The sequence below is a fragment of the Streptomyces sp. cmx-18-6 genome, from assembly GCF_046548915.1.
Classification (GTDB): domain Bacteria; phylum Actinomycetota; class Actinomycetes; order Streptomycetales; family Streptomycetaceae; genus Streptomyces.
On record NZ_JAEBEP010000016.1, the window covers coordinates 57,245 to 80,044 of the forward strand.

Below are 22,800 nucleotides of genomic sequence, written 5' to 3' on the forward strand. Positions count from 1 at the left end.
CCGGCCGGGAGGGGGGGAGAACACGGCGACGGCCGCCCCCCTCCCGGCCGGTCCGTGCCGTGACGGCGACGCGCGCCTGCCTCCCGTCGGCGCGGGGCTCCACCACCGCTCATTCCAGACCCGAGGCCCCTGCGTTAGCGAACGGATAACCCGTGAATAAGCCCCCCGCATAGCTTCCGTAGCGAGCACACGTTCGCCTTAGCCAGACGGGGGGTGCCGAATGGACTTCCGCGTCCTCGGCCCGGTTGAAGCTCGCAAGGACGGCACGCGCGTCGCGCTGTCCGGTTCAAAGATCCACACCGTGCTCGCGGCTCTGCTGCTCGCCCGGGGCCGTGTGGTGTCCGACAGCCGGCTCAACACGCTGCTGTGGGGTTGGGAGCCGCCGGCGACGTCCGGCGCGCAGATTTACACGTACATGTCGAGGCTGCGCAAGCTGCTCGGGGACGACGTCACGATCGAGCGTCGGCAGCCCGGCTATCTGCTGCGCGCGCCGCACAGCAGCGTCGACCTCCTGGAGTTCGAGCGGCTGGACGCCATGGGACGCGCGGCGCTGCGGCGCAAGCGCTTCGGCGAGGCGGAGGCGCTGCTCACGGAGGCCCTGGGCCACTGGCGGGGCGCCGCGCTCGCCAACGTGACCGAGCACCTCGCCGACGCCGAGTTCCCCCAGCTGGAAGAGGCGCGGACGCTCGCCCTCGAAAGCCGGATCGAGGCGGACCTCGCGCTCGGGCGGCATGAGCAACTGACCGCCGAACTCACGGGGTTGGTGGCGCAGTTCCCGCTCCGGGAGAAGTTGCGGGCCCAGTTGATGACGGCGTACTACCGCAGCGGGCGGCAGAGCGACGCGCTGCACTGCTACTACGAAGGCCGGGGCCTGCTCGCCGACCAGTTGGGCGTCGATCCCGGCGAGGCCCTCGGCTCGACCTACGCGGCCGTGCTCGCGGGTCACCGGGGCGCGGGATCCGGAGCGGGATCCGGGGGCGGCGCTGCCGGCCGGCCGGGACGCCCCGGCCACTCCGCCTCTCCGGCCGCCATCGCCTCTCCCGTGAACTCCACGCACCCCGGATACGAGGACGACGACGTGCCCTCGATGCTGCCGCCGGACGCCGAGGAGTTCATCGGGCGGCAGCCCGAACTTGCCGCGTTACGCGCTCAGCTCGCGGACTCGGCGGGCGGCCGGGGCCCGCGCCACCTGCTGGTCACCGGCATGGCGGGGGTCGGCAAGACCGCGCTGGCGGTGCACGCCGCGCACCTGAGCGCCGCCCACTACCCGGACGGCTGCCTCTTCGCCGAACTGGTCGGGCCCGATGGCCGGCCGAAGCCGCCCGCCGAAGTCCTCACGGGGCTGCTGCGGGGACTGGGCGGTTACGTCGGCAAGGTCGGCGGCGGCCGGGCAGGCGACGGGGACCGGGGCGGGGACGGGGACGCCGAGCTGGACGAGCTGCTGCGCCTCTACCGGGCGCGCACGGCCGGCCGGCGGCTCCTGGTGGTGCTCGACGGCGCGGTGGACAGCCGCCGCCTCGACCCGCTGCTGGCGGGTTCGCCCGACGCCGTCGTGCTGATCACCGGGCGCGCCCGGCTCACACAGGTGACCGGAGCGCGTACGACGGCGCTCGCCCCGTTCGGCGACGGCGCGGCGTTCGACCTGCTGGCCGCTTCGGTGGGGCGGGCGCGGCTGCTGGCCGAACCCGACGCGACGGACGACGTCCTCGCCTACTGCGCGGGGCTGCCGCTCGCCCTGCGGATCACCGGCAACAGGCTCGCCGCCCGCCCGTACTGGCCCGTGGCCCGGCTGGCGGAGCGGCTGGCCGATCCGGCGAGCCGGCTGCCGGAGATGTCCTTCGGCGGCACGGACGTGCTGGGCGCGCTGATGCCCTCCCTCCAGCAACTGCCCGATGCCGACCGCGCACGGGCCACGCTCGTCCAACTGGCCGGTATCGGCGGGGAGTCGTTCCCCGCCCAGCGGGCGGCCACCTATCTGGGCACACGGGAGGCGGCGGCGGAGCAGCGCCTCGAACAGCTCGTGGACGGGGCCCTGTTGGACATCTGCGGCGTCGACCGCCAGGGCCGACCGCTCTACCGCTTCCATGAACTGGTGCTGCTCCTCGCCGGTTCGCTGAAGCACTCCGCGCATCGGGAACAGCCCGAACCCACCGGAGCCCGTTGAGCGTTGCGCCCCGAGGACGAGCGGCGACGAACGGGGGCGGCCCTACGCGTTGCCGGGCAGGTGCAGCCGTACCTGCCCCCGGGGCGTCGCGGCCCCACCCGGATCCGCGGGCCCTGCCGGTCCCGCGGGCTCGGCGACCGCCGCCGCCACGCCCGTGGACAGTGCCAGATCCTGTACGACCCAGGCGGTGCGGCCGCCCGTGCAGGGCGGGCCCGGACAGTGCAGCAGCACCGCGCCCGTCACCGCCGGGTACGACTCGATCCGGTCCAGCCGGATGTCGTTCACCCCGTGCCCCACCGCTTTGAGCACGGCCTCCTTCCGGGTCCAGCACCGGTAGAAAGCCGCGTCCCGGACCGGGCCCCGGGGCAGCGCCAGCAGATGGAGGGCCTCGTCGGGGGTGAGCCACGACTCGCTCAGCACGTCCTGGCGTACGGGCCGCAGCATCTCCGCGTCCACCCCTATCGCCGATCCGGTCCCGGCCGCCAGGACCGTGTGACCCCCGGCCCGGGCCAGATCGAGCGCCAGCGGCACCTCGGGCCGGCTCAGTCGCGTCGGCCCGTGCAGGGAGTCCCCGCAGGCCGGGCAGAGCGGCGGGCCGATGTCGACGTCCTCGGCGGCCATGCCGAGAAGTGCGCCGAGGGCTCTACGGGCGGTCGCCCGGGTATGCACGAACGCGGCCGCGTCCCGTTCCGAACGCAGACACAGCGCCTGGCGGAACTCCTCCGTGTTCAGCAGGGCGAGATCGGCGGGATCGGTGGACAAAGGCTGCCGCCACCACCAGATATGCGTATCGCCACCGGCGCGCAGCGCGCGGAACAAGGCCGCGGGGCTGTTTTCGGCCCCGCGGCCCCTGCTGTTCTCGTACATGTCGTGAGGCGGCGCCATGGCACTCTCTGTCATTTCGACTGCTGACTGCGTGGCGCGGACCGTACCGTCCCCGTATATACCGCGAATATATTGCCCGGCGCCGCGCCGCCGACCTCCTGTCCACAGCAGCGACTCCTCAGCAGCGGCGCCGCACCAGCAACCCCATGCCAGCAGGAGCCCTCAGCAGCAGCCCTCAGCAGCAGACGCCGGCAGCGGACGCCGGTCAGGGGCGTCCGCTGCCGGCGTCTGTCGTCAGTCGCCCGTGGTGACACGTCGGTGCTGCCGGGTGCGCGGCTTTGGCGCTGGTCGTGTCAGTGCCAGCCCTCGTCGGCGTTGAGATGGGCGAGCTCGGCGGTGCCGAGGACGCTTTCGACGGTGATGCCTGCGGACGGCGTCACGGACCGGCTGCCGGGCGTCGCGGCCGTCGCCGTACCGGCGCCGAGAAACGCGCACAGTGCTACGAGGGCAGTGGTGGCGGTGACCGTCGCGACGGTGTTGCGGACGTTCTTCATTTCTTCCCCCCTGTCGTCAACCTGCTCTGTGCTGAACAGTACGAGAGACGGGCTTCGGATCATTATCGCTCGGCTTTCGGTTTCCGCGGCCCCCGATATCCCGGACGGACCGCGAAGAAAAGGGATTGCGGGATTCCGGTAATAGCGGCCGAACAGTCAGGGAACCCCGGGCGTTTCCCCCGCCTCCGCGACACCGACCCCGGAGAGCGCGCGGCCGGCCCGTTCCGTCCACTCCTCCATGTCGATCCGTACGAATGCGTCCCGGGCTTCGGTGAAATGGCGGCGGGCGGCGGCGTACTCACCGCATTTCCGGCACGCCTCCCCGAGGGCCAGTTTGATTTTCCCCTCGACCAGGGCGCTGTCGACCAGCCCGGCGATTTTCAGCGCGTGCGTCAGGGTCGCCCTGGCCTGCCCCCAGCTCCGCGCGCCGAGCCTCGCCTCGCCCAGGCCGAGCAGGCCGTGGGCCAGCCCGAGCATGTCGGCCTTGTCCCGGACGATCCGGATCATCCGCAGGAACGCCGCCTCGGCCGAGCCGTACTCGCTCTGTGCGAGATACACCCGGGCCAGCCGGTGGAGCCCCAGCGCCAGACTGCGGGAACCGCCCTCGCCGATCGCCCGGGAGACCTGGAGGGACTCCAGGCTCAGCCGCTGCGCCGCGTCCGTACGACCCCGATCCAGCTCGATCTGCGCCATGTTGTTCAGCACATGGGCCTCCGAGGAGAGATCACCCACCGCCCGGAACGTCGCCAGGGCCAGCGTGCTGCGGTCCATCGCCGTGTCCAGCTCACCGCGCATCTCGTCGATCATCGCCATGTTGCGCAGCACGAGGGCGCGGCCGTGCTCCTCGCCCGCCCGCTCGTGCAGGACCAGCGCCTCGCCGAACAGGCCGTACGCCTGCGAGAAGTTGCGCAGCCTCATCTCCAGCGCGCCCAGGTTGTGCAGCATCGCCGCCTGCCCCCGGTCGTTGCCCGCCGCCCGGGTCGCCGCGAGCGCCCGCTCGCTGCACTCGCGCCAGTCGTCGAGGTAGTTGCGCGTCTCGAAGAGCACCACGGCCGACATGGTGAGATCCCAGGCGAGCTCGTCCAGGCCGAGCGTCGCGGCCTGGTCGACCACCGCCGTCAGCGAGAGCCGCTCGGTCTCCAGCCAGTCCAGCGGGGCGCTCAGCAGCCCGGCGCACAGCTCGTCGGGCAGCGGATGACGGGGGGCCGAACCGTGGATGATGCTGAAGTCGCCCCCGTACGCGCGCCGGTGGGCCTGCTCGGCGAGCGAGAGGTAGGCGCGGAAGGCACGTTCCTGCGCGGCCCCCCGGTCCTCGGCGCTCTCCTCCGCCTCGGCCCGCTCCCGGGCGAAGAGCCGCAGCAGGTTCTGGAACCGGTAGCGGGGGTGACCGGTGCCGTCCAGTCCGATGACGTCCAGGAACTGGGCGTCGACCAACTGCTCTATCAGCCGCTCCCCGGTGAGCGGATCGGTGTCCAGGAGCGCTGCGGCGACCCACGCCCCGAAATCCGGCGCGTCCAGCAGCCCGAGTCTTCGGTACAGCAACGCCGTCGCCGCCGACAGCCCCCGGTACGTCAGGGCGAAACTGGCCCGCACCTGCGACTCGCCCGAGCTGAGCTCGTCCAGCCGCTGCCGCTCGTCGCTCAGCCGGCGCACCAGGTGCGCGACCGTCCAGTGCGGCTTCGAGGCGAGCCGGGCCCCCGCGATCCGCAGCGCGAGCGGCAGCAGGTCGCACAGCTCCACCAGCCGGGCGGCGGAGACCGGGTCGGCGCAGACGCGGTCCTCGCCGACGATCTTCCCCAGCAGTTCGACCGCCTCGTACGGGGACAGCCGTCCCAGCCGCACCCAGGCCCCCGGCGGCCAGGCGAGCATCTCGGAGAGCTGCTCCCGGCTGGTCACCAGGACGCAGCAGCCGTCGCTGCTCGGCAGCAACGGGCGTACCTGCGCGTACGTGCGAACGTTGTCGAGGACCACCAGCACGCGGCGGTCGGCCAGCAGGCTGCGGTACAGCGCGGCGCGTTCCTCCGGTTCGGCGGGGATCTGGCCGATGGGCACCGAGAGCGAGCGCAGGAACCGGCCGAGGATCTCCCCGGCGGTCGTCGGCTCCAGGTGTTCGTCGTAACCGCGCAGGTCCGCGAAGAGCTGCCCGTCCGGGAAGCGGTCGGAGACGCTGTGCGCCCACTGGACCGCCAGACACGTCTTGCCGACCCCGCCGACCCCGGTGATCAGGCCCGTCGCCGGACCGTGCGCCCCCGCGCCCAGGTCCAGCATCTCGTCGAGCTGGGCGAGCTCCTGCTTGCGGCCCGCCAGCCCCTGTATGACCGGGGGCAGTTCCAGCGGGTCCCCGACCGGTTTCGGCGGCGGGCCCTCGCCCTCCGCGCCCCCGGGTTCGCGCGCGGTGAGGGAGGGCTCGTCCTGGAGGATCGCGTCGTGCAGCTTGGACAGGGCGGGGCCCGGCTCCAGGCCGAGCTCGTCGATCAGCCACCGCCGCCCGTCGCGGAACGTCTCCAGCGCCTCCGCCCGCCTGCCCGCCTGGTACTGGGCGGTGATCAGCTGATGCCGTGCGCGCTCGCGCAGCGGGTGCTCCCGGACCATCGCGGCCAGGTCCGGGAGGATCTTCTGGTGGTCGCCGAGCCTCAGGTGCACCGCCGTGGCGTTCTCGTACGTGTCGAGCCTCAGCTCCTCCAGCCGCCGGGCCTCGTCCTCCACCAGCCGGCCGGTCACGCCCGCCAGGGGGCGGCCGCGCCACAGGTCCAGCGCGTCCGCGTAGCAGCGGGCGGCCTCGGTGAGCCGGTTCTCCCGGACGGCCAGCTCCGCCGCCGACACCAGCCCGGAGAACTCCTCCGAGTCCAGCCGGTGCATCCCGACCTGGAGGAGATAGCCGGGGTGCGCGGTGACGATGACCTCGCCGGGGAAGCCGGCGGACTTGAACGTCTTGCGCAGCGCGGCGATGCAGATCGACACCTGGGTGCGCGCGGTGGCCGGGGGACGGTCGCCCCACACGGCCTCGATCAGGCTGTCGGCGGCGACGATCCTGCCCGGACTGAGCAGCAGCACCACGAGGATCGTCCGGTGCCTGGGCCCCCCGACGGGCACCTGTTCGTCCCCCGACGTCACTTCCAAGGGGCCTAACACTTTGAAGTTCAGCCGCTTTTCCATGTGACCCTGCATCCCCCTTGCTCCCGGACGAAAGAAGCAACCGTTCCCCTGACGCGACGGGCCGCCCAGCCTGCCGCGCGCCTTGCGGCCCCACTCCCGCCGGGAATGCGGGAGCTCCGAACCGTTCGGTCGTGCTTTTCGAGCCAGTTCTTTGAGCCACGATACGGCGACCGGGCGATGTACCGCCCGGTACCCCGCCAACTACTCCGGAGTAAGGGGCGTTTTGCCCTGGGTAAATTCCCTGTCACCCGGCCGCGACGCTTCGAATATGCCGGGGGAGCGTCGGGCGAGTGGATTCTCGACGTCATCGGCGGGGATGGCGAGAAAAGGCCCCCGTGTCGATTCAAAGTGAGTTCTGTTCATGTTTCCCCCGGTAGCCAATTCCCCGGCCGTCGCCGCGGGAATCAATCGGACCACGACGGCGGAGAGGGGCGAAGGGATAGGCGCGTCCGGGAGTGTCGGGAGACGGCGAAGGCCCCGCACACCGTGAGGCGTACGGGGCCTTCGCACCACCGGTCCTTCGAGGCTGCCCCGAGGCTACGGAGCAGCTCGGAGGGCGTGCGGCAGCAGTGATCGAGGGCGGGCGGCAGCCGTGGTCAGAGCCGCTCGGGCGTCCGGATGCCGAGCAGCGCCATGCCCCGGTGCAGGGTCCGGGCGGTGAGGTCGACGAGGAAGAGCCGGTTCTCCACGACCTCCGGCGCGTTGTCCGGGCTGAGCACCTGGCACTGGTCGTAGAAGGTCGTCAGGTGCGACGCCAACTGGTAGAGGTACGCGGCCAGTTTGTGCGGCTCGTACCCCGAGGCGACCTCCGCGAGCACCTCGCCGAACTGGTCCAGGTGCAGACCGAGCGCCCGCTCCGCCGGGGCCAGCTCCAGCTCCGGGTGGGCGGCCGGCACCGCGTCGCCCGCCTTGCGCAGGATCGACTGGATCCGGGCGTAGGCGTACTGGAGGTACACCGACGTGTCGCCGTGCAGCGACACCATCTGGTCCAGGTCGAACTTGTAGTCCCGTACGGCGGAGGTCGACAGGTCCGCGTACTTCACGGCTCCGATGCCGACGTACCGGCCGTTCTCCACGATCTCGTCCTCGGAGAGCCCGACCTTGGCGGCCTTGTCCCGGACGACCGCCGTGGCCCGCGCGACCGCCTCGTCGAGGAGGTCCTCCAGCCGGACGGTGACGCCCTCACGGGTCTTGAACGGCTTGCCGTCCTTGCCGAGGACCGTGCCGAAGGCGAGCTGCACGGCCTTGACGCCGTCGTTCAGCCAGCCCGCCCGCCGGGCCGTCTCGAAGACCATCCTGAAGTGCAGCGACTGCCGGACGTCGACCACGTACACCAGGGTGTCCGCCTTGAGGTCCTGGACCCGGTCGCGGATCGCGGAGAGGTCGGTCGCCGCGTAGCCGTAACCGCCGTTGGTCTTCTTCACGATGAGCGGGACCTTGTTGCCGTCCGGGCCCAGCACATCGTCGAAGAACACGCAGAGCGCACCCTCGGAGCGGACGGCGACACCCGTCTCCTCCAGGATCCGGCAGGTCTCCTCCAGCATGTCGTTGTAGCCGGACTCACCGACGATGTCGGGGTCGCTGATCTCCATGTCGAGCTTGTCGAAGACCGAGTGGAAGTAGATCTTCGACTCGTCGACGAAGCCCTGCCACAGCTCCAGCGTCTGGGGGTCCCCGGCCTGGAGGGCCACCACCCGGTCCCGGGAGCGCGCCTTGAACTCCTCGTCCGAGTCGAACAGGACCCGCGACGCCTTGTAGACCCGGTTCAGCGTCGACATCGCCGCCTCGCCGTCCGCCGCGTCGCCCTCGTGCGCCAGGGCGCCCGGGTGCTCGATCAGATACTGGATGAGCATGCCGAACTGGGTGCCCCAGTCGCCGATGTGGTGCCGCCGGACGACGTTCTCGCCGGTGAACTCCAGGATCCTGACCATCGCGTCGCCGATGACCGCCGACCGGAGGTGGCCGACGTGCATCTCCTTGGCCACGTTCGGCTGGGCGTAGTCGACGACCGTGGTCCCGGCGTCGGCCTGCAGCGGCACGCCGAGGCGGCCCCCGGCGTCCGCCGACCGGGCGGCCAGCGTCTCGATGATCGCCTTGTCGGTGAGCGTGATGTTGAGGAAGCCGGGTCCGGAGACCTCGATGTCCTTGATCAGCTCGCTCGCCGGGAGGGCGGCCGTGACCCGGCCCGCGAGCTCGCGCGGGTTGCCCTTGAGCTTCTTGGCGAGCGCCAGGATGCCGTTGGCCTGGAAGTCGGCCCGGTCGCTTCGGCGCAGCAGCGGGTCCGCGGCGCCGGCGTCCGGCAGAGCTGCCGTCAGGGCGTCCGCCAGCTGCTGCTGGAGCGTGGAAGCGAGGGAAGGGACCGAGCCGTGCTCAGGCATGGGACGGGCTGCCGTTTCCGTAGGGGTACAAGGGATCCCCCCAAGTATCCCACGGGGTGTAAAGCCGTTTTCGCGCTGCGGGGGGTACCTGGGAGAATGGTCCGTACCCCGTCAGGAACCGACAGACGAGAGAAGGACGTGCCGACCGTGGCCGAGAGTCAGACCAGCACCGAGACCGACTGGGTCTCCCGCTTCGCGGACGATGTCATCGCCGAATCGGAGCGTCGTGCGCCTGGCAAACCGGTCGTCGTCGCCTCCGGTCTTTCCCCGTCCGGCCCGATCCACCTCGGCAACCTCCGCGAGGTCATGACCCCGCACCTGGTCGCCGACGAGATCCGCCGCCGGGGTCTCACCGTGCGCCACCTGATCTCCTGGGACGACTACGACCGCTACCGGAAGGTCCCGAACGGGGTCCCCGGCGTGGACGCGTCCTGGGCCGAGCACATCGGCAAGCCGCTGACCTCGGTGCCCGCCCCGGCCGGCTCCGCGTACGCGAACTGGGCCGAGCACTTCAAGGCCGCCATGACGCGGGCCCTGGACGAGCTGGGCGTCGAGTACGACGGGATCAGCCAGACGGAGCAGTACACCGCCGGGGCCTACCGTGAGCAGATCCTGCACGCGATGAAGCACCGGGGCGACATCGACGCCGTACTCGACCGCTACCGCACCAAGAAGGACCCGGCGGCCGGTTCCGCGCCCCAGAAGAAGAAGCCGCAGCAGCAGAAGAAGGTCGACGAGGCCGAGCTCGAGGCCGCCGAGGGCTCCGGCGCGGCCGAGGAGGACGACGGCAGCGGCAACAGCGCCGGCTACTTCCCGTACAAGCCCTACTGCGGCAACTGCGAGAAGGACCTCACCGTCGTCACCTCCTACGACGACGACACCACCGAGCTGAACTACACGTGCTCGGCCTGCGGCTTCGCCGAAACGGTCCGGCTCAACGAGTTCAACCGCGGCAAGCTCGTCTGGAAGGTCGACTGGCCGATGCGCTGGGCGTACGAGGGTGTGATCTTCGAGCCCAGCGGCGTCGACCACTCCTCGCCCGGCTCCTCCTTCGTCGTCGGCGGCCAGATCGTCCGCGAGGTCTTCGACGGCGTGCAGCCCATCGGCCCCATGTACGCCTTCGTCGGCATCTCCGGCATGGCCAAGATGTCCTCCAGCAAGGGCGGGGTCCCCACCCCGGCCGACGCGCTGAAGATCATGGAGGCGCCGCTGCTGCGCTGGCTCTACGCCCGCCGCAGGCCCAACCAGTCGTTCAAGATCGCCTTCGACCAGGAGATCCAGCGGCTGTACGACGAGTGGGACTCGCTGGGCCGCAAGGTCGCGGACGGCACGGTGCTGCCCGCCGACGCCGCCGCGTACACGCGCGCCGTCCGCACGGCGGCCGGGGAGCTTCCCAGCACCCCGCGCCCGCTCCCGTACCGGACGCTCGCCTCGGTCGCCGACATCACCGCCGGCGCGGAGGACCAGACCCTGCGCATCCTCAGCGAGCTCGACCCGGAGAACCCGCTGACCTCGCTGGACGAGGCCCGCCCGCGCCTCGACCGCGCCGAGAACTGGATCACCACCCAGGTCCCGGCCGAGGCCCGCACCATCGTCCGCGACGAGCCCGACAAGGAGCTCCTGGGCTCCCTCGACGACCAGGGCCGCGAGTCCCTGCGCCTCCTCCTGGAGGGCCTGGACGCGCACTGGTCGCTGGACGGGCTCACCACGCTCGTCTACGGCGTGCCGAAGGTCCTGGCGGGCCTCGACGCCGACGCCAAGCCGACGCCCGAGCTGAAGGCCGCCCAGCGGTCCTTCTTCGCCCTGCTCTACCGGCTGCTCGTCAGCCGCGACACGGGCCCCCGCCTGCCCACGCTGCTGCTCGCGGTGGGGGCTGACCGGGTGCGGAGGCTGCTGGGCTCGTAGGGCCGTGGCACGCGTACGCACACGGGTACGCGTGCGGGTGCGCACAGCGAAGGGCCGCCGCCCGGGGAGTCCGGGCGGCGGCCCTTCGCCGTACGGCGCGCGTCAGGGGAACTCCGGGCCGCCGGGCGGCCGACCGTACGTCAGGCGCTCTGGTCGGCCGTCGTCCGCTGCGAGTAGTGGTCCCTGAACTGCGGCATCAGATGCTGGAGCAGCTGGGTCGAGCGCGGGTGGTGCAGATCGTGCCGGTCGGCCAGGTGGATGTCGAGGGTCTCGACGTTCGGGTACTGGCCCTCCTGGTCCGTGTACGCGCTGAACTCCTCGTAGGCCCGGTTGGCGAAGTCCTCGTCCTCCTGGGACCACGGCTCCAGCTGCGGCGCCTCTCCGGACGCGGCGGCCGGCTCCTCGGACGCGGCGATCGGCTCCCCGGACCCGGCGGACCGCTCCTGACCGGCCGCCTGCTGCATGTGCTGCTCTGCCTGCTGCACGTGCTGCCCTGCCTGCGGTACGGGCTCCGCCTGCTGTACGTGCCCTGCCCGCTGTACCGGCTCCGCCTGCTGTACGGGCTCCGCGGCCGCGTGGGGTCCCGTCTGCTGCGGGAGCTCCTCGCGGCGGGGGTGCGGCACCGCGCCGATCGTGCCGACGTTCCCGAGGGGGCGGGTGCGGCCCGGGCCCAGGGGGACGGCGGCGGGGGTGGGCTCCAGGCCCTCGACATACTGCGGGTCGTACCCGCCGGCGTGCGTGCCCTCCGGCAGCTTCTGGGCGGCGAACCAGGGGCTGTCGTGGGTGGGCGGGACCTGCGGGGTGTCCGGGGCCTGGGGCTGGGGCTGTTGTTGTTGCTGTTGTCCCTGCTTCTGGAGCGACATCGGGTTCTGCGGCTGGGACTGGAGCTGGGGCTGCGGCTGCTGCGCGTGCTGTTGCTCCGACTGCTCCGACCGGTCCGATTGCTGCTGCGGGTGCTGCTGGGCCTGCTCCTGCTGCGGCCCCTGCTCCTCGCGCCCCCGGGCGTGTCCCTGGCCCTCCGCGCGGTCCTGCTCCCGCCGGGGCTCGTACGCCAGCTCCGGCAGTTCCGCCTTGGGGGCGGGCGGCAGCAGGGCCGGTTCGATGCCGGCGGCGGCGAGCCCGGCCGGGGCGGTCTCGGCGAGCGGGACCCCGTACTTCGCCAGTCGCAGCGGCATCATCGACTCGACCGGGGCCTTGCGACGCCAGTTGCGGCCGAACCGGGCCTGGAGGCGGGCCTGGTAGATCAGCCGCTCCTGTTCGAGCTTGATGACCTGCTCGTAACTGCGCAGCTCCCACAGCTTCATGCGCCGCCACAGCTTGAACGTCGGTATGGGGGAGAGCAGCCAGCGGGTGAGGCGCACGCCCTCCATGTGCTTGTCGGCCGTGATGTCCGCGATCCGGCCCACCGCGTGGCGGGCGGCCTCCACGGAGACGACGAACAGGACCGGGATCACCGCGTGCATCGCGGTGCCGAGCGGGTCGGGCCAGGAGGCCGCGCCGTTGAACGCGATGGTCGCGGCGGTCAGCAGCCACGCCGTCTGCCGCAGCAGCGGGAACGGGATCCGCATCCACGTCAACAGCAGGTCCAGCGCGAGCAGGACACAGATTCCCGCGTCGATGCCGATGGGGAAGACCAGGGAGAACCGGCCGAATCCCTTGGCCTCCGCCAGCTCGCGCACGGCCGCATAGGAGCCCGCGAAACCGATCGCGGCGATGAGCACCGCACCGGCGACGACGACTCCGATGAGTATCCGGTGCGTGCGTGTCAGCTGCATCGCTGCCACCGGCGATCCCCTCCCCGACTTCTTCTCCGCCCGGCATCCGACGTCCGGCGCTGGCACAGCCTGGCACATGTGTACGAGCGTTGGCGCGCGGGGAGGGGCGAAGCCCGGCCCCCGGGGGAGGGACGGGCTCCGGAAAAACCGTGCGGTACCTGGGAGTTCGACGCTCCGGTTCCGCTCAGGTCACGACTTGGGCGTGGCCTCGGAGCCGGGCTTCTCGTCGCCCTTCTCCTTCTCCTTGTCCTTGCCGCTCCCCTCGCCCTTCTTGTCGTCCTTGGCCGGGGGAGTGGCGTCGGCGCTGCCGGACTTGGCGGTCGCGTCGACGGCGGCGACCGCTTCCTTCGCCGCCTTCTGGGCGCCCTTGAGGACGTCGCCGGCGGACGGGGTCTTCGCCCCCGCGTAACCCGCGCCGTTGTACGTCAGGGTGACGACGACGTTGCCCGTACGGGCCAGGACCGTGGCGTACTCGAAGTCCTCGCCCGTCTTGGAGAGCTTGTACGTGATCACGGTGGCCTCCTCCCCGATGCCGGGGGCGGCCTTGGCGGCGACCTTCTTGGCGCCCTCGCTCGCCTTCTCCTTGACGATCTGCTTGGTGTAGTCGTCGGTGGCGCGCTGGGCGCCGCTGCCCAGCGACTGGTCCGACTCGAAGCGGGTGAAGCCGACGTTCAGCCAGCGGTACTGCGAGCCGTCGACGCCCTTGTCGTCCAGCCCGTTCCACGAGCAGCTGCCGCGCGCCGAGAGGTCGCTGGACTGTCCGGCGTCGCCGCCCTTCTTCTTGGCCTCGGGCACCAGGTCCTCGATCGTCTTCTTCGCGATCGAGGAGCACGCGTCGGGCAGGTCGGCGAACTTCGCCGCCTCGACCGTGGGCTTCGTGGGCTCCTTGCCGGCGGGGCCGGACGAGGAGGAGCCCGCGTTCTTCCTGGTGTCGGAGCCGGAGTCGGAGTCCGACGAGCAGCCGACGGCTACGAGCATCACCGGAACGGCGGCGCAGGCGAGTATGCGGGACAGTCGCGGGGCTGATCGGTGCATGGTTCCTTCACTCGGACGGCACGGAGGTCTCGGTCGTGGAGGCTCGGTCGTGCGGTGTGCGGTCGGGCTCGGTTGCGGTCGGTCGGGCTCGGTGGTCCGGTCGGCCTCGGCTCCGGGCGGTCGGGGACGTCCTTCCGGGTCCGGGGTCTTCCGGAGAGCCACGTTACGACGGGCGGAGGCCAGGACGCGTCCCGGCCGCGTTCTGGCCGGGGGCCCCGGCGGACCGGAAACGGGCCGCCCGGGGTCCGCCGGGGCGGGCCTATTCGCTGATCACCTCGGCCAGCTTCCGGGCCAGTGCCTGGGCCTTCTCCTGGAGTTCCCTGCTGTCGGGCACCTTGGTGACAAGGGCCGGCTGCTCGGCGTACCGGACGGTCACGATCACGTTCGATGTGCGGAATACCACGCTCACCGTGCGGTGCTGTGCGGTGGAACCTGCCCGGGTGAGGAGATCGTCCAGAAACGCGGCATCCCCGAGCCCCTCGAGGACGCGCGGCCGGAGGTCCTCGTCGCCGTCGGGGCCGCCGGTGGCGCCGGGGCTGTCCGAGGCGGAGGGGCCGGATCCGGGCGCGGCGGGCGAGGAGGGGTCAGCCGACCCGCCCGCATCGCCGTCACCGGGCTTCGCGGAGTCCTGCTCCTCCCCGCCCGCGCCGTCCCCCGTACCCGCGTCCGCATCCGCGTCCGCATCCGTGTCCGCGTCCGTCCCTGCTTCCGCCCCCTCCCCCGTGCCCTTCTCCCCGCCCGAGCTCGGAGTGGCCGCCGCCGTGAGATCGGCGGCGTTCTCCTTCTTGACGTACACGCCGCGGGCCCGCTCCTCGTCGCTCACCTCGGGGTCGTACGACACGACGCGTTCGAAGTCGATCGAGAGGTTCCGTGAGGAGTCCGGCGCGTCGGCCTTCCAGCTGCACCCGACCTTGCGATCGGTGTCGTACGTGATGGTCGCCGAACCCCGCAACGCCTTCCCCTGCTGCGGCTGGGGGAGCTCCGCGACGCCCGGCAGCAGGTCCTTGAGCGTGGAGTTCGGCACCGCACGGCAGGGCGGGGGCAGGGTCTTGTACTTGCCCGGGGACGCGGTGGCGATCGTCGGGACGCCCGGCTTGCTGTCGGCGCCGCCCGCGTCGCCCTCGGAGCCGGCACTACAGCCGGCGGCGAGCACTGCGAGGAGTGCGACGCCGGGTACGTACGCCATGTGTCGCACCGTCCCAGGCTCCCTTCGGTACGAAAACAGGTTGCCGCTCCAAGGCGGCCGATGGACACAATGTGTATCGCACGCGCCGCTGTGAATGCCGGTCGGCCGACTCGTTTGCCGACCTTGGGCCCGGTTTTGCGCTTTCCGTCTTTTCGGGGGAATCTCGGGGGAATCGAGGAGTTATGTCGTACGTAGAGGTGCCGGGGGCGAAGGTCCCCATCCGGATGTGGACCGACCCGGCGTCGGTCGAGGACGTCGCGATGCAGCAGCTGCGGAACGTCTCCACGCTGCCGTGGATCAAGGGTCTCGCCGTCATGCCGGACGTCCACTTCGGCAAGGGGGCCACGGTCGGTTCGGTGATTGCGATGCAGGGCGCGGTCTGCCCGGCGGCGGTGGGGGTCGACATCGGCTGCGGGATGTCCGCGGTCCGCACGTCCCTGACCGCGAACGATCTTCCCGGCGACCTGTCACGGCTGCGCTCCAAGATCGAGCAGGCCATTCCGGTGGGCCGCGGCATGCACGACGACAGCGTGGACCCGGGGAGGCTGCACGGCTTCCCCACGGCCGGGTGGGACGACTTCTGGGGACGCTTCGACGGGATCGCCGAAGCGGTCAAGTTCCGCCAGGGGCGTGCCACGAAGCAGATGGGGACGCTCGGCTCGGGCAACCACATGATCGAGTTCTGCCTGGACGGTGATGGGACGGTGTGGCTGATGCTGCACTCCGGCTCCCGGAACATCGGCAAGGAACTGGCCGAGCACCACATCGGGATCGCCCAGAAGCTGCCGCACAACCAGGGGATCATCGATCGGGACCTGGCGGTCTTCATCTCGGACACACCGCAGATGGCCGCCTACCGGAACGATCTGTACTGGTCGCAGGAGTACGCCAAGTACAACCGCGCGATCATGATGGCACTCTTCAAGGACGTGGTCCGCAAGGAGTTCAAGAAGGCAAAGCCGGTCTTCGAGCAGGAGATCTCCTGCCACCACAACTACGTGGCGGAGGAGCGGTACGACGGAGCGGACCTGCTGGTCACCCGCAAGGGAGCGATCCGCGCCGGTTCCGGCGAGTACGGGATCATCCCCGGCTCGATGGGCACCAGCTCGTACATCGTGAAGGGTCTCGGCAACGAGAAGGCGTTCAACTCGGCCTCCCACGGAGCCGGTCGCCGGATGAGCCGGAACGCGGCCAAGCGCCGCTTCACGACACGCGACCTGGAGGAGCAGACGCGCGGCGTGGAGTGCCGCAAGGACTCCGGAGTCCTGGACGAGATCCCGGCCGCGTACAAGCCGATCGAGCAGGTCATGGAGCAGCAGCGGGACCTCGTCGAGGTCGTCGCGAAGCTCAAGCAGGTCGTGTGCGTCAAGGGCTGATCCGTAACGCGGGCCGATGTGCGCGGAACGCCGCGACGAGGGGCGCCGCCGTGCGGCGCGGCGATGCCCCTCCGGCATCCCGCTCAGCGCTACGGGCCGGGCGGGGCCTCCTCGGGACGCTGCACCTTTCCGGTCTTCAGCCGCCAGAGCCGTACCGCACAGGAGGCTTCGCTGCGGTCCCGTTCGGAAGCTGACGCGGCGTCGTCGTCCAGAGCCAGCAGGACGCGGTCCTCCCACGGCTTCCAGCGTCGGCCCGGCGGGCGGATGCTCATGGTCGTGGGGCGCGCCCATGAGGCCAGGGATGCTGCCGCGGTCCGCTTGCGCGCGAGAGACAGGCACCCCGGGTAGTAGAGGTGTCCGGCCAGCTCCACCGCCGCCTCCTTCGTGTACACGACGTTGTAGATCCCGTCGCGGGCATTGCGTCCGATTTGCCGGGCGGCTCCTGTGACCACCTTGGCGTACCGGCACAGGTAGGCGCCGACGGCGACGCTCGCCGTGGTCAGCGAGACGAACGGCAGCCCCTGCCCGGTGTAACCGACGGATCCGTCGGCGTCGATGACTCCTCGCAGATAGTCACGGCGGGAGAACGCCACCCGGGGAGGGGTGATCTTCTTCGACTTCCGGCCGTAGGGGAGACCCAGCCCGTTGACCTTCGTTCTGGCTTCCAGGGCGCAGAGGGTCCAGGTCGCCGAGTGGTGCTGCTCCGCGAAATTCGTGGCACGTACGCGCTCGGTGATGCTGCTGCGAGATCGCCGATCTCGAAGAGTGCGGGCGCGCTAGGGTCGTGTTCAGCCACGGGAAGCCCTACTTCCTTGCTGGTGAGGCCCTCGGACGGGACGGCAATCCTGACCGGGGGCTGCCCTGCGTTCTGTCACGAACGACCCTAGGCAGCAGCTTCGATACCCGGCCGGGCGATCGGCGCTTGATCACCCGTACGAGTGGCCGACAGGGGCAGCGCCACCCTCAGAGCACTCGGTGGACCTTCGTGTTGGACGCCTGGGCGCGGGGGCGGACCACCAGGAGGTCGATGTTGACGTGGCTGGGGCGGGTGACGGCCCAGCCGATCGTGTCGGCCACGTCCTCGGCGGTGAGGGGGGCGTCGACGCCCGCGTAGACCTTGGCGGCCTTGTCGGTGTCGCCGCGGAAGCGGGTGGTGGCGAACTCGTCGGTCTTCACCATGCCCGGGGCCACCTCGATGACGCGGACCGGGGTGCCGACGATCTCCAGGCGCAGGGTCTCCGCCAGGACGTGTTCGCCGTGCTTGGCGGCCACGTAACCGCCACCGCCCTCGTAGGCGGAGAGGGCCGCGGTGGAGGAGAGGATCACGATCGTCCCGTCGCCGCTCGCGGTGAGGGCGGGCAGCAGGGCCTGGGTGACGTTGAGGGTGCCGATGACGTTCGTCTCGTACATCTGACGCCAGTCGGCGGGGTCGCCGGTCGCCACCGGGTCCGCGCCCAGCGCGCCGCCGGCGTTGTTGACGAGCAGGGCCAGGGAGCGGAACGCGGTGGCGAACTCGTCCACGGCCGCCCGGTCCGTCACGTCCAGGGCGTAGGCCGTCGCCTCGTGGCCGGCCTCGGCGATCTCGGCGGCGAGCGCTTCGATGCGGTCCTTGCGGCGGGCGGTGAGGACGACCCGGAATCCGGCCGCGGCCAGCGTGCGGGCGGTCGCGGCGCCGATGCCGCTGCTCGCGCCGGTGACGACGGCGATGGGGGTGGCGGTCATGGCGATCGTTCTCCTCGGGCAAGGGGGCGGTGACGGGGAAAGGATAGGCAGCCGGGGCCGCCGGGCCGGGCCCGGCCTCTGTCTCCGCCCGTTTTTGGCTCTGCGTCGGTGTCTGCGTCCGCGTCTACGTCCCCGTCCGCGTCCCCGTCTGCGCCCCCGTCTCCGTCCGCGTCTGCTTCCCGACTGTGTGGCCGGAGCTGCGTTCCTCCGCCCCGCTCGCCGTACGGCCCCGCCTCCGCCGGTACGGCTACGCCGCCGCGCCGCCGAACTCGCGTACCGCGTCGGAGACGATCGTCTCCAGGTGGCCGTGGTGCGCGCCCCGCCAGTACACCCGGGCGCACGCCGTGCACTGGGCGAACACGTCGTACGCCTGCTGTGTGCCGTGCTCCAGCAGATCGCTCACCGCGTCCTTGGCGGCCGACGCGAGGACGCCGTTGCAGGCGGTGCAGCGGGTCCACGGGGCGAGGACCGGGGCGAAGCGGCCGAGGACGTCGCGGAGCTGCTCCTGCGGGCGGTCGCTGTAGACGTACGCCCCCGCCCAGATCTCCCGGCGGCGCAGCAGCCCGCGGTCCCGGGAGAGCAGGACGCGCCGCTCCCGCGCCGAGAGGGCGGCGAGGGCGGGGTCGCCGATGTCCTCGCTCTCGTACGCCGCGTCCACGCCCAGGAGGCGCAACCGCCGGGCCAGCGTGCCGAGATGGACGTCGAGGAGGAAGCGCAGCGGTGCGCCGGGGACCGGCTGCGGGCGCTCGACGGCCCGAACCTCGATGTGCTCGCCCGGCCCGGGGACGTGCGAGCGGGCCACCGGAGCGCCGTTCACCAGCAGGGCTCCGGCCTCGGTGAGCGGGACGCCGAGGGACTCGATGACGTGGCCGAGGGTGGAGGCGCCGTCCGTGGTGAGGGGCGTGGGTCCCTGGCGGCGCTCGTGGGGGACGAAGAGCCGCAGTTCGGGGGCGACTTCGAGGATGATCCCGGGTCCGTTCACCCGGCCAGGATGCCACCCGCGCGGGGCGGGCTGCCAGGGGATTGGGGCGGCCTACGGCGGTGGCGGCGGCTCCTACCGCTGCGGTGCGGCGAAGGCCGTCGGCGGCACGCCCACCGTGGCGGTGAAGTCGCGTACCAGGTGGGCCTGGTCGCTGTACCCGAGGTCCGCCGCCAGTCGCGCCCAGTCGACGGCCGGGTCCGACTCGGCGCGTTCCAGGGCCTCGTGGATGCGGTAGCGGAGGATGACCCACTTGGGGCCGACGCCGACGTACGCGGAGAAGAGCCGTTGCAGGGAGCGGGCGGAAAGCCCCGCGTCCCGGGCGAGCCCGTCGACCCGGCGCACCGTGCGGTCCGTGCGCACCCGGTCGACGAGGGCCATGGCCAGCGTCGCCTGCGGGTCGGGGCGCGGTTCCAGGGCCAGCAGGCAGGCGTCCAGCGCGGCGACCCGGGCGTCCTCGTCGTCCGGGTCGAGGACGGCGCGGACGGACGGCGGCGGGCGCAGTGCGTCCGCGGCGTCGATCCGCCGGCCGGTCCAGTCGGAGACCGGGCGGCCGGGGGCGAAGGGCCGGAACCCGCCGGGCCGGAACTGTACGCCGCAGACCCGGCCGCGCCCCGCGAGCTTCTGCGTGAAGAGGCCGAGCCCGATGCCCGCCACCTCGGCGTACCCGGCTCGCTCTCGGGCCGTCTCCCCGGCCCCGTACCGCTGGAGGACGAGGTTCACCGAGGGGTGCGGGACGACGTGGGCGGCGTAGGGCTCGGTGAGGTCCCAGTCGATGAGCCAGTAGTGCTCCAGGTACGGGCGCAGTGCCTCGGCGGGCTCGCGGCGGCGGAAGCGTACGTGCGTGAAGAGATGGGGGGCGTCGACGATGCCCCGGGTGTCGCGGCGGGGTCCGGAGGCCATGGCCACGATCCTAGGAGGCGCGTCCGCCACCTTGGCTTGTTGCATTTTTTGGGACGCGCCTGCCGCGTCCTTCCGAGAACGCGCCTGTCGTGTTTGTTCAAGACGTGGAGGGGTCTGCGGCGGAGGGTGGGAGGCATGACGCAGAAGATCAGTGAACTGCTGGAAGCGGCGGCGGGCCGGGCCCTTCCCGTCGTGCGGGGGATCGACGACGGGCAGCTGGGCGACCGTACGCCGTGCGACGAGTACGACGTACGCGGCCTCCTGAACCACCTGTTCCAGGTGGTCGTGAACTTCCAGGCCCTCGCGGCCCGGGAGGAGGCGGATTTCAGCCAGGAGCCGGATTTCGTGAGGGGAGCGGACGCGGGGGCGGACGCCGGGTCGGGCGACTGGAGGCGCCGGTTCGGCGAGGAGACCGCCCGGCTGGTGGAGGCGTGGGACGCGCCGGGGGCCGAGGAGGGTACGGCGGGGCAGATGGGGCTGCCGGCCCGGACGCTGGGGCTCATGGTGCTCGGCGACCTGACCGTGCACGCCTGGGACCTGGCGCGGGCGACGGGCACGGAGTTCGACCCGGACCCGGGTGTGGTCGAGGCGGTGGGCCCGGGGCTGGCGGCCCTCGCGCCGAAGGCCCGGGAGATGAAGGTGTTCGGCGAGCCGTTCCCGGTGGGGGCCGGTGCTACGGCTTTTGAGCGGGTGCTGGCCGTGACGGGACGCGATCCGGGCTGGCGGCGGCCCCGGAGCCGATGAGGGCGGGGTGGGCGGCGGCGGGGCGCGAGGTGGCCGGGGCCGGCGCGTCGTAGAGGGGGCCGAGCGCGGCGCGCGCGTCGTCGACGATCGCCTCGGCCAGGAGCAGCATCTCCTCCTCGGCGAGGCGGGCCGCCCGGTGGGTGTACGGGGACGGTGGGGCCGGGTGCCTGCGGCGCCACCAGCAGTCGCAGGCCGCGTAGATGCCGCCGCCGAAGACGAGGACGGGGATGGACAGAGCCAGCAGAACGTCGCCCACGGCAGACCTCCTTGAGGGTCGGTGTCCTCTGCATCGGCCGATCGGGCAGGTGAGCTGAAGATCAGCCTTCAGCCATTTATTTGGCGCGATTCGACCGAATGGGTGCGCGTGGGCGCGCGTGTGTGAGCGGTTCGAGCGGTTGTACGTCAGTGAGGCCCCGGCCGCCGGTCGACGGCGGCCGGGGCAGTGGTCGGACCGGTCAGTCCAGGGCCTCGGTCGTGCCGTCCGGGTGGATGGCGATGCGGATGGCGCCGCCGTAGCGATCATCGTTGATGACGGCGGGGGTGGGTCCGCCGAGCTGCTGGGCGCGCTGCTGGAGGATCGCGATGACGACGTCCTGGATGTCGCCGTAGGGCGGGGCGGTGATGGGTACGCCGTCGATCAGGGCCGCGTTGGGTGAGAAGACGCGGACGTCGGCGGTGGGCTGGCTGGGATGCACGGAGGGGCGTCCTTCAGGAGTGCGCCGCGAGGGCGTTGTCGGACGGGATGACCACGGCGTACGTGCCGCGGGAGATACGCCGCAGGCGTCCGGCCTTGACCATGGCGGACAAGGCGTTGCTGACCGACTTCGCGGGGTCCTGGTAGGCGTCCCGGTCCAGCGCCAGGAGGACGTCCCGGCCGGTGAAGGGGCTGGGGAAGGAGGTCACGGCCTGCTCCACGGCCCGGCGGAGACTCGGCGCGGCCAGGGCCGTGAGGGGGGCCGCGCTTCCGGCGGAGGCGGCGGAGGAGGATGCGACGGCGGCCCGGACGGGCGCGTCGTGCTGCGCGGGGGTGCGGGCGGCAGCGCCCTCCTGACTCGCGGCCGCGGCCGCTTCGTACCGCTCGATGTGGGACGCGAGGTCGCGGACGGCGGACCGAGCGGCCGCGAGTTCCCGGCCGCCGGGAGCCCCGGTGTCCGGGGGCACGATGTCCTGAGACTGGAGGCTGGGAGGTGTGCGGCCCGGCTGGGTCGGATCCGGCGCGGTCAGGAGGACGGCCGTGATCGCCTCGACGCGTCGGAGCGAGTCGGCGACGCGCCGCAGCAGGGGTTCGAAGATGTCCAGCCGCAGGGCGGTGAGCGGGTCGCTGGTCGCGAGCTCGATGCTGACGGATCCGGTGAGTCCGTTGTCCGAGGGGCTGTGGAAGGCGTCGTTCCCCGTCGCCGTACGCCATGACTCGAGGCAGTGGCGTACCCGCTGGAAGGCGTCGAGCAGCTGGGGCGTCACTCCTGCGGAGGGTATGTGCACCAGCATTCCGGCGAGCTGCTCGCCGACCTCCAGGGCAGGCAGGGTGGCATGCACCAGCGGGCCGAGGACGGCCTGTTCTATGGCGCGTGCCGGATCATCCAGCGAGAAGGAGATCCGTTCGTCGGCGGGGGCCGCCATTGCTACCTCGTTCAGGTTGACGTGCTGTTGAGGGGGGACCGCGCCCCGCCGCGCGTCACGTTCGCGACGGTCGCCGGGCCCGGGCTCCTCGGCCACAGGGGCGGCCGGGGGTGTCCGGTGCTCCTGGAGGGCTTCGAACGCACCGAGTACGGCGCGGAGTTCGACGCGGCGTCCGGTTTCGGAGGGGCCGGAGAGGTCGGAGGCTTCGAGGGGGCCGGTGGGGGTGGTGGAACCGGCGGGCCTGATGGCTGCGTCCGAACCGGCGGCTCCGGCGGCTCCGGCGGCTCCGGCGGCTCCGGTGGGCTGGTGGCGGGGGGCTTTCGGCTGCGTCGTCAAGTCGCCGCGAGCATCGCCGATTCCCAGCCGTCTGCGGATCGTGCGCCGGTCCTCCAGGGTGCTGGCCGCGACGTACCCTCCCGGGTCGGATCGAGTGACGGCGCCTTCAAGGCACGCCGCCCAGAGAGGGCAGTAGGAGCAG

At 71.9% G+C, this 22,800-nt stretch carries 17 protein-coding genes and 1 pseudogene; 4 read left to right on the plus strand and 14 right to left on the minus strand.

Going from position 1 to position 22,800, the window contains the following annotated elements; all coding sequences use genetic code 11:
* Positions 1 to 220 precede the first annotated feature (220 nt).
* Positions 221 to 2,164, plus strand: a complete 1,944-nt coding sequence (locus ACLJPL_RS29545) for a BTAD domain-containing putative transcriptional regulator (protein WP_411084005.1) — start codon at positions 221 to 223, stop codon at positions 2,162 to 2,164.
* A 42-nt stretch (positions 2,165 to 2,206) separates the two neighbouring features.
* On the opposite strand, the gene ACLJPL_RS29550 is transcribed toward ACLJPL_RS29545, so the two are convergent.
* The 4 genes from ACLJPL_RS29550 to argS form a co-directional block, all read right to left on the minus strand.
* Complete coding sequence (locus ACLJPL_RS29550; protein WP_411084006.1) at positions 2,207 to 3,049, minus strand: 4'-phosphopantetheinyl transferase family protein; 843 nt, start codon at positions 3,047 to 3,049, stop codon at positions 2,207 to 2,209.
* A 293-nt stretch (positions 3,050 to 3,342) separates the two neighbouring features.
* A complete protein-coding gene (locus tag ACLJPL_RS29555) occupies positions 3,343 to 3,543 on the minus strand; it encodes a hypothetical protein (RefSeq protein WP_411084007.1) in 201 nt (66 codons plus the stop codon).
* Positions 3,544 to 3,699: 156 nt separating this feature from the next.
* The gene (locus tag ACLJPL_RS29560; RefSeq protein WP_411084008.1) at positions 3,700 to 6,711 is read right to left on the minus strand and encodes a BTAD domain-containing putative transcriptional regulator; all 3,012 of its coding nucleotides are present in this window, start codon (positions 6,709 to 6,711) and stop codon (positions 3,700 to 3,702) included.
* A 584-nt stretch (positions 6,712 to 7,295) separates the two neighbouring features.
* Positions 7,296 to 9,077, minus strand: coding sequence for an arginine--tRNA ligase (gene argS, locus ACLJPL_RS29565; protein WP_411084009.1), 1,782 nt, complete (start codon positions 9,075 to 9,077; stop codon positions 7,296 to 7,298).
* 138 nt (positions 9,078 to 9,215) lie between these two features.
* Between argS and lysS the strand changes: the two genes are divergently transcribed.
* Complete coding sequence (gene lysS, locus ACLJPL_RS29570; protein ID WP_411084010.1) at positions 9,216 to 10,982, plus strand: lysine--tRNA ligase; 1,767 nt, start codon at positions 9,216 to 9,218, stop codon at positions 10,980 to 10,982.
* A gap of 140 nt (positions 10,983 to 11,122) precedes the next feature.
* On the opposite strand, the gene ACLJPL_RS29575 is transcribed toward lysS, so the two are convergent.
* The 3 genes from ACLJPL_RS29575 to ACLJPL_RS29585 all read right to left on the minus strand — a co-directional run bounded on the left by ACLJPL_RS29575 (position 11,123) and on the right by ACLJPL_RS29585 (position 14,978).
* Positions 11,123 to 12,766, minus strand: coding sequence for a DUF2637 domain-containing protein (locus ACLJPL_RS29575; protein ID WP_411084011.1), 1,644 nt, complete (start codon positions 12,764 to 12,766; stop codon positions 11,123 to 11,125).
* Between the two features lie 180 nt (positions 12,767 to 12,946).
* The gene (locus ACLJPL_RS29580; protein WP_411084012.1) at positions 12,947 to 13,792 is read right to left on the minus strand and encodes a DUF3558 domain-containing protein; all 846 of its coding nucleotides are present in this window, start codon (positions 13,790 to 13,792) and stop codon (positions 12,947 to 12,949) included.
* Between the two features lie 259 nt (positions 13,793 to 14,051).
* The gene (locus ACLJPL_RS29585; RefSeq protein WP_411084013.1) at positions 14,052 to 14,978 is read right to left on the minus strand and encodes a DUF3558 domain-containing protein; all 927 of its coding nucleotides are present in this window, start codon (positions 14,976 to 14,978) and stop codon (positions 14,052 to 14,054) included.
* A gap of 182 nt (positions 14,979 to 15,160) precedes the next feature.
* On the opposite strand from ACLJPL_RS29585, the gene ACLJPL_RS29590 reads away from it, so the two are divergent.
* Positions 15,161 to 16,354 carry an RtcB family protein gene (locus ACLJPL_RS29590; protein WP_411084014.1) on the plus strand — a complete coding sequence of 398 codons (1,194 nt, stop codon included), beginning with the start codon at positions 15,161 to 15,163 and terminating at the stop codon, positions 16,352 to 16,354.
* Between the two features lie 89 nt (positions 16,355 to 16,443).
* On the opposite strand, the pseudogene ACLJPL_RS29595 reads toward ACLJPL_RS29590, so the two are convergent.
* The 4 genes and pseudogenes from ACLJPL_RS29595 to ACLJPL_RS29610 form a co-directional block, all read right to left on the minus strand.
* A pseudogene (locus ACLJPL_RS29595) lies at positions 16,444 to 17,097 on the minus strand (hypothetical protein); the annotation flags it as partial.
* 220 nt (positions 17,098 to 17,317) lie between these two features.
* A complete protein-coding gene (locus tag ACLJPL_RS29600; RefSeq protein WP_411084015.1) occupies positions 17,318 to 18,076 on the minus strand; it encodes an SDR family NAD(P)-dependent oxidoreductase in 759 nt (252 codons plus the stop codon).
* Between the two features lie 247 nt (positions 18,077 to 18,323).
* Positions 18,324 to 19,058 carry a Mut7-C RNAse domain-containing protein gene (locus ACLJPL_RS29605; protein ID WP_411084016.1) on the minus strand — a complete coding sequence of 245 codons (735 nt, stop codon included), beginning with the start codon at positions 19,056 to 19,058 and terminating at the stop codon, positions 18,324 to 18,326.
* Between the two features lie 72 nt (positions 19,059 to 19,130).
* The gene (locus ACLJPL_RS29610) at positions 19,131 to 19,958 is read right to left on the minus strand and encodes a DUF6597 domain-containing transcriptional factor (protein ID WP_411084017.1); all 828 of its coding nucleotides are present in this window, start codon (positions 19,956 to 19,958) and stop codon (positions 19,131 to 19,133) included.
* A 135-nt stretch (positions 19,959 to 20,093) separates the two neighbouring features.
* Between ACLJPL_RS29610 and ACLJPL_RS29615 the strand changes: the two genes are divergently transcribed.
* Positions 20,094 to 20,702, plus strand: a complete 609-nt coding sequence (locus tag ACLJPL_RS29615; protein ID WP_411084018.1) for a TIGR03086 family metal-binding protein — start codon at positions 20,094 to 20,096, stop codon at positions 20,700 to 20,702.
* Here the strand turns inward: ACLJPL_RS29615 and ACLJPL_RS29620 are convergent.
* The 3 genes from ACLJPL_RS29620 to ACLJPL_RS29630 form a co-directional block, all read right to left on the minus strand.
* Positions 20,632 to 20,958, minus strand: coding sequence for a hypothetical protein (locus ACLJPL_RS29620; protein ID WP_411084019.1), 327 nt, complete (start codon positions 20,956 to 20,958; stop codon positions 20,632 to 20,634). The two genes, ACLJPL_RS29615 and ACLJPL_RS29620, sit on opposite strands and share 71 nt — an antisense overlap.
* A gap of 199 nt (positions 20,959 to 21,157) precedes the next feature.
* Positions 21,158 to 21,397, minus strand: coding sequence for a hypothetical protein (locus tag ACLJPL_RS29625; protein ID WP_411084020.1), 240 nt, complete (start codon positions 21,395 to 21,397; stop codon positions 21,158 to 21,160).
* A 13-nt stretch (positions 21,398 to 21,410) separates the two neighbouring features.
* Entirely contained in the window at positions 21,411 to 22,658 is a 1,248-nt protein-coding gene (locus ACLJPL_RS29630; RefSeq protein WP_411084021.1) for a hypothetical protein, read from the minus strand.
* Between the last annotated feature and the right edge of the window lie 142 nt (positions 22,659 to 22,800).